Source organism: bacterium, assembly GCA_018814885.1.
Classification (GTDB): domain Bacteria; phylum Krumholzibacteriota; class Krumholzibacteriia; order LZORAL124-64-63; family LZORAL124-64-63; genus JAHIYU01.
The window spans coordinates 1-6,964 of record JAHIYU010000031.1 but is presented as its reverse complement, the minus strand read 5'-3'; the positions used below and the strand labels follow the sequence as shown (position 1 = coordinate 6,964).

General features: G+C 68.3%; 6 protein-coding genes. 4 read left to right on the top strand and 2 right to left on the bottom strand.

Features of this window, described 5'->3' with window-relative positions; all coding sequences use genetic code 11:
- The 3 genes from KJ554_01875 to KJ554_01865 all read left to right on the top strand — a co-directional run.
- Nucleotides 1–1,353, top strand: a 1,353-nt coding sequence (locus KJ554_01875) for a HAMP domain-containing histidine kinase (GenBank protein MBU0741082.1), incomplete at its 5' end; no start/stop codon positions are given.
- On the top strand, nt 1,350–2,717 hold the full coding sequence (locus tag KJ554_01870) for a sigma-54 dependent transcriptional regulator (protein ID MBU0741081.1): 1,368 nt from the start codon (nt 1,350–1,352) through the stop codon (nt 2,715–2,717). The genes KJ554_01875 and KJ554_01870, both read left to right, overlap by 4 nt.
- Before the next feature lie 443 nt (nt 2,718–3,160).
- Nucleotides 3,161–4,240 (top strand): hypothetical protein, encoded by a 1,080-nt coding sequence (locus KJ554_01865; GenBank protein MBU0741080.1) that lies wholly within the window; start codon nt 3,161–3,163, stop codon nt 4,238–4,240.
- 54 nt (nt 4,241–4,294) lie between these two features.
- Here the strand turns inward: KJ554_01865 and KJ554_01860 are convergent, their stop codons facing one another.
- Entirely contained in the window at nt 4,295–4,843 is a 549-nt protein-coding gene (locus KJ554_01860) for a hypothetical protein (protein ID MBU0741079.1), read from the bottom strand.
- A gap of 257 nt (nt 4,844–5,100) precedes the next feature.
- Here KJ554_01860 and KJ554_01855 point away from each other — a divergent pair, with 257 nt between their 5' ends.
- Nucleotides 5,101–6,177: a tetratricopeptide repeat protein gene (locus KJ554_01855; GenBank protein ID MBU0741078.1), complete on the top strand. Its 1,077-nt coding sequence runs from the start codon at nt 5,101–5,103 to the stop codon at nt 6,175–6,177.
- 526 nt (nt 6,178–6,703) lie between these two features.
- Here KJ554_01855 and KJ554_01850 read toward each other — a convergent pair.
- On the bottom strand, nt 6,704–6,964 hold a 261-nt coding region (locus tag KJ554_01850; GenBank protein ID MBU0741077.1), incomplete at its 5' end, for a hypothetical protein.

Here is a 6,964-nt window from a genome sequence, read left to right as displayed (position 1 = left end):
GCCGTGCTCGCCGGCGGCGGCGCGCCGGGACTGATGCGCGACCCGCGCCTGCCCGGCCACGGCCTGGTCCTGGCGCGGGTCGATTCCCTGCGTGTGCCCGGAGGCGACTACTACCTGCTGGCCGGACGCGGCGTGGACCTGGTCTTCGTGGCCGAACTGTCCGGCGGCGACGACGTGCGGGCCTCCCTGGTCTACGACGGCGGCGCCATCGTGACGGACCCGGACCTGGACGCCTGGCTCACCAGCGCCGGCGAGAGCCGGCTGCCCCATCCCGAGGCAGTTGTGCCCGCGTTCCGCTACCTGGTCCGCGGCGTGTCTTTCCCCGCCACCCTCGAGCGCAGCGGGCGCGCCCACCCCCCGCGCGAGCCCCTGGTGCATGCGACCCTGGTATTGACCCATCCCCGCGACGTCTGGTTCGCGTCGCTGCGCGGCCTCGAACTCTGGTTGATGGGCGCCCTCGCCCTGACCGCCCTGGGCGTCGTGCTGGCGTCGGTGCTGGCCGCATCACGGGTGACCAGACCCCTCGCCGCGCTCGCCGAGACGACGTCCCGCATCGATCTCGACCGGCTCGAGGCGGATTTTCCCACCGCGCGCGACGACGAGGTGGGCGTGCTGGCGCGGTTCATGACCGACATGGTCCACCGGCTGCGCGTCGGCGTCGACCGCCTGCGCTCGGCGGAGCGGCGCGCCACCCTGGGCGATCTGGCCCGACAGGTGAACCACGACCTCCGCAACGGGTTTTTGCCCATCCGCAACGTGGTCTGGCACCTGGGGCGCGTGGCGCGCGAGGAGCCAGACAAGCTGCCCGGCGTCTTTCTGGAACGGGAATCGACCCTCGACGCTGGACTGAAGCACCTCGAGGAGCTCGCCGGCAGCTACAAGCGCCTGGCCGCCGAGTCGCCCCCGGAACCCGTCGACCTGGCGCGACTGGTCCGCCGGGCCTGCGCCGCCTTCCCGGTGACGGTGGACGCCCCCCCCGACGGCGCGCTGCCGCCGGTCTCGGTCAATCCCACCGCCATGCGGCGCGTGGTGCAGAACCTGGTGCGAAACGCGCTGGAGAGCCTCGACGGGTCCGGCATCGGCGAAGGCGGCGTGACGGTCACGGTCCGCCGTGACGGGGGCAACGTGCTCCTGGAAGTCGTGGACGACGGCTGCGGCATGACACCCGAGCAGCAGCAGCGCATCTTCGAGCCGTTCATCACCACCAAGACCGAAGGCAGCGGCCTGGGCCTGAGCATCGTGCGCAGGCTCGTGTCCGACGCGGGCGGCGTGATCGCCGTGGACAGCGCGCCCGGCGCGGGCAGCCTCTTCACCCTGACCTTCCCTCCCGCCGGCCCGGAGGCCACCCCATGAGCCGCATCCTCGTCGTCGACGACAATCCCGCCATGCGCGAACAGTATGCCTACGACCTGCACCGCCTCGGCGGTCACGAGATCGTCACCGCCGCGGACGGCACCGAGGCCCTCGACCTGCTCGCCGCCGAACCGTTCGACTGCGTGGTGCTCGATCTCGAGATGCCGCGCACGGATGGTTTCGCGGTGCTGCGCGGCCTTCAGGACATGGATATCGACGTGCCGGTCATCGTCTACACCGGCACGGGGAACTACCAGCGCTGCGTGCAGGCGGTGAAGCTGGGGGCCTACGGTTTCGTGGACAAGGACGAGCCCACCGAACGCGTGGCCCAGGAGATCGAGAACGCCTTGGCCCACGGCCGCCTGGCCCGCGAGGTCGCGTCGCTTAAACGGCGCCTGGCCGACGACTCGGCGCTGATCGGCCGCAGCCCTGTCATGACGGAACTGAAGGCGCGTATCGCGCGGGTAGCGCCCATCCCCAGCCCCGTCCTGGTGACCGGCGAGAGCGGCACGGGCAAGGAACTGGTGGCGCGCGAGCTGCACCGCCTGGGCGCGGCTCCCCAGGGACCCTTCATCACCGTCAACTGCGCCGCCCTGCCCGAAAACCTGGTCGAGAGCGAGCTCTTCGGGCACGAGCGCGGCGCCTTCACGGGCGCGGACCGCCTGCGCCGGGGCGCCTTCGAGTCGGCCCACGGCGGCACCCTGCTGCTGGACGAGATCGGCGAGCTGCCGCTGCCGGCCCAGGCCAAGTTGTTGCGCGTGCTGGAGGAGGGCGCGGTGACGCGCGTGGGCGCGACCGGGGCCCACAAGGTGAACGTGCGCGTCGTGGCCGCGACCAACCGCGACCTGGACGTCGAGGTGCGCGAGGGCCGTTTCCGCGAGGACCTGCTCTACCGCCTCAACGTGCACGGCATCGCGGTGCCGCCGCTCTGCGAACGGCTGGGCGACGTGCCGGTCCTGGTCGATCACTTCCTGCGCGCGACCTGCGAGCGCTTCCGGGTCCGGCACAGGACGGTCTCCCCGGCTGCCCTGAACCTGCTGCAGAAGCGCACGTGGCGGCGCAACAACGTGCGCGAGATGCGCAACGTGGTGGAGCAGATGGTACTGGCCGCGGACGGCGAGGAGATAGAGGCGCTGCACGTGCCCGGCACTCCCGGCGCCCTTCACGCCGGTGTCGACGGAGACCACGAGCTGACCGGCGGCACCCTGCAGGAACTTCGCGGAGCCGCGGAAAGACGGATCGTCCTGGCCGCCCTGGAGCGCAATGGCTGGCACCTGACCAACACCGCCCGGGAGCTGGGTCTGGCCGACCACGCCAGCTTGAGCAAGGTCATGAAACGGCACGGGCTGAAACGACCCCGCTGAACCGTCAAGCGAGCCTTGGGGACTCAGGGAGACTCGCCCGGCACATGCTCTGGGATCGCAGTCTGGTCGGGCATCAAAAAAAGCGATACCAGTGCAAAATAACACGTCTTGACCCGAGCGTTTAGCAAATGGTCATCGGGACACAGGCAGATGAACCGATGGATATTCGTTTCCTATACTTCCTTTGCAGATCCGGATATGTTAGATTTGGACCGGCGATGGAACACGGATCTTCCCAGGCGGCACGAAAACACATTATCTCAAATGCAGGCACGAATATTTCATCTGAGATGATGTATTGTCCGTAAACACGAAAGTCCGGGGCCGTCGGCTGACGCATTCACGCATCCTGGTCACGGCAAGCGCATCGCACGGCACCCGTGCACTTGCCCATTTTCAACGCCCGGTTCCCGTCGCGGGGAACCACAGAAGGGGGAGCTGCAATGCAACGCTTGTTACTCGTACTGCTCACACTCTGTCTGGCCAGCTGGGCTATCGCCGGCGACGACGGCGCCACACGCATCACACCGCAGAAAGGTCCCGCACAGCCCGGCCTGACGTCGTTCACGCCTTACAGCCGCGAGGGTGGCGAGGACATCGGGACGGCGATCGCCATCGCGAGCCTGCCGTTCTCCGACACCGGCTACACCTGCGACAATATCGATGACTACGACGAGGTCTGTAATTTCGCCGGCTCCGTCGCGCAGGACGTGGCCTATTCCTACGCACCGGCGATCGACGAGGTGGTGGCGCTGGACCTCTGCTACTCGTCTTACGACACCAAGGTCTATGTCTACGACGCCTTCTTCAACGTCATGGGCTGCAACGACGACTTCTACTATGGCGATCCGCCGGAGTGCTACACCTACTCCTCCTACCTGCGTATCCTCCTGCCCGCGGGCGAGACCTACTACATCGTGGTGGACGGGTACGGCACCGAATGCGGCGACTACAACCTCGACGTCGCCGGCATGCCCTACGAGCCCCTGGAGTGCGACATCAACGCGCAGCCCGAGGGCGAGCCGACCCTGGTACCGGAGTACGTCGACAACCACAACGGCGGCTGCAACAGCACGCCGGAGGTCTTCCAGCCGCTCAACTGGATCGACGAGGATTCGGGCTGCATGCACCTGAGCGGGATCAGCGGCTGGTACCCGGCCGGCGGTGTCGACAATCGGGACACCGACTGGTACGAGTTCGTCGCCGCGAGCGATGCAATCACCGTGGCGCTCGAGGTCGAGAACTGGATGACGCCGACGCGCTGCATGATGACCACGGCGAACCCGAGCTGCGGCGGCTACGACTACTCGTTCCAGTCGAACGAGGTCGTCTCGCTGCAACCCATGTCCTGGACCGTGCCCACGACCATCGGCGCGACCTACTGGATCTTCGTGGCTCCCTACGAGTGGGTCACGGGGTATACGGGCGAGTTCGCATACTGCCTGGAGGTCTGCGGCAACTCCTTCGACATCGTCCCGAACGAGGATGCCTCCTGGGGAGCCGTCAAGAGCATCTACAGGTAGATCCCAGCCGACGAGCGGCGCAGAGGGGCCGGGGATGACTCCCCGGCCCTTCGTCTACTCGTAGCCGGCCTTCACGCCGCCGAGACTCATCTTCTTCGCACCCACCGTGCAATCGGTCTGCAGCGACAGGGTATAGGCGCCGCACCTCTCTGTGTCGAGGCTGTCCAGGACCAGGTAGACCGTCGTGGCCGCGCCCGAGTCGTTCGTGTAGGCGATGGTCTCGACGCCACCGGGACCGGTCTCGTCGACGCCGGCCAGGCAGGTGAACAGCGTCCCGTAGACGATGCACTCGGCGGTCACCATCAGCGCGACGTCGCCCGCGTGGGCGACCGTGGCCGTGAAGGTGCAGCCCGGGTCCATGGCGACGGCGTAGTAGTCCTCCTGGCCGTAGTAGTTGACGGTGGCGCCGCAGTCGTGGTCCGGCACCAGGTTCCCTCCGTCGCAGGTGTCCCCGGCATACGCGGCGTGGCCTTGTTCGTCGGCGACGACGGCGACGGCCAGGTCGCAGAAATCGAAGATGGGCGGGGGGATCCGGTCCGCGAGGGCCGGCGCGGCAGCGAGGGCGAAGACGAGCATCAGGAACGACAGTCTGGGAATGGGCATGGCTCACCTCTCTGTTGATCTCCCGTGATGATAGCATGGATCGCGCGGCGATCATGTCTCCCGGGACACGAAACATTGTGTCCATGAGGACACGACCCGCGGCGGCGGCGCCCTGCCGGAGCTCGGCGGGTTTTACGCAATTTCCAGCCAAATAATCAATTACGAGACCATGCTCAAGAGCGGACCCGGTGGCCGCATCCTTGCGCTAGGCCGGTCAGAAACCGACGCCGACAGGCACCCGAGCGAAAGGAAGCGCCATGAACACCCGTCAAGAGAGCAAGCACGATCCCCGCAAGCTGAAGCTGGCCGAGGCCGGCATCCTCTTCGTCCTCGTTCTCGGCGTGGCCATCGCCGTGGGCGTGAACGTCGCCTCGCGGCAGGACGAGACAGCCACGGTGGAAGTCGCCGAGACCGTTGAGCCCACCCTCCTCGAGGAATCCACCGTCGTCGCCGAGTCCGTCGAGGCGGCGCAGGTCGACCCCCTCGCGACCACCGTCGAGACCGAGGGCCCGCCCGCGCCCCGCTACGACGCGACGGCCTCCGCCGCGGAGATCTACCGCGACGGCGAGGCCGCTTACCACGTGCGCGCCTACGACGAGGCGGCCGATATCTTCGCCATCTACGTCGAGCGCGCGCCCGACAACGCCTGGGGCCACTACATGCACGGCCTCTCCCTGTGGAAGGCCGGCGCGGCCGAGGACGCCGAGATCGCCCTGCGCGCCGCCCTGGCCATCTCCCCCGACCACACCAAGAGCCTCGTGAACCTGGCGCGGGTCCTGCTCGCGCAGGACCGGGCCGAGGACGCCCTGCCCGTGGTGGAAGCGGCCGCCGTGCTGATGCCGGGCGACGCCGGCGTGCAGCGAATGACCGGCCGGGTCCTGCACAACCTCGGCCGCCCGGACGAGGCCATCGCGGCCTACAGCGAGGCCCTCGCCGTGGACGCCGACGATACCTGGGCCCTGAACAACCTCGGCCTGCTCCTGATCGAGACCGACCGTTGCGGGGAGGCCGTGGCACCCCTGTCCCGGGCCGTGATCCTCGCCGCCGACAACGCCGTCTTCCAGAACAACCTGGGCATGGCGCTGGAGCGCAGCGGTCACCCGGGCCAGGCCGCCGAAGCCTACACCGCGGCCCTGGCGGCCGACGCCGCCTACGCCAAGGCCGAGGTGAGCCTGGCGCGGGTCGAGGCTGTCGCCGCCGCGCAGGGCGACGCCGCGCCTCTGGATCTGGCTGCGCTGGCCGCCGGCTTCGCGGTCGGGCCGGCGGAGACGGAGGCCGTCGTCGTCGCCACCGAGCCGGAGCCGGAGTTCGCCGTCGCCGAGATCGAGCAGTAGAGCCGGAGATCGGCCGACCGACAGGGACCGCCAGACGGCGGTCCCTGTTCTTCTTCGTGCGGGGGGACGGGGGCGTGCAGAGTGGGCGGGCCACCCGATCGTCCAGGAGGCGACCCTGATGTGTGCGATGTATATCGCCAGTTCGACCAGGCACAGCGCCGGGTCCTTCTTGATGGCCATGTAGATGAGATCCTGGATCTTCGCGTCGCTCCAGAGGTCGGCCGCCCTGGTGCGCACGAAGCCGCGCAGCGTCGCCACCGCCTCCGGGCTGAGCGGGGGATCGGGGCGGTTGGGATTGGACCAGTGGATGAAGCTGACGTCGCCGGTCACACGCGTGACCTCGGCCTCGAGATCCTCCATGGCGATCAGGCCGTCCTCGAGCAGGACCAGCAGGAAATGGCGGATGACTTTTTCGTAGAGAATGGGGGGCGGTGGTCCGTTAGTGCTCCCGCCTCTCGCGCCAGGTGGCGTCTCGCGGGGGTCGTGAAGGACTTTCCCCCATCGGTCGTTCCTACCTCGGCCCGGATCAATCGGATTTCTTGGCGGTCGTCTTGACGGTCTTCTTCGCGGTCGTCTTCTTGGCGGCCTTCTTCTTGGTCGTCTTCTTGTTGGTGGCGGTCGTCTTCTTGGCGGCCTTCTTCTTGGCAGTCGTCTTCCTGGTCGTCGGCTTCTGCGCCGGCGCGGCGGCGGCTGCCGCTGCTTCCCCCGTCCCGGTCGTCTCGACGGACGGCTCCTGATCCGGGCGCCCGACCTCGGATCCGCGCCCGCTACGCCGGCGGCCGCGCCG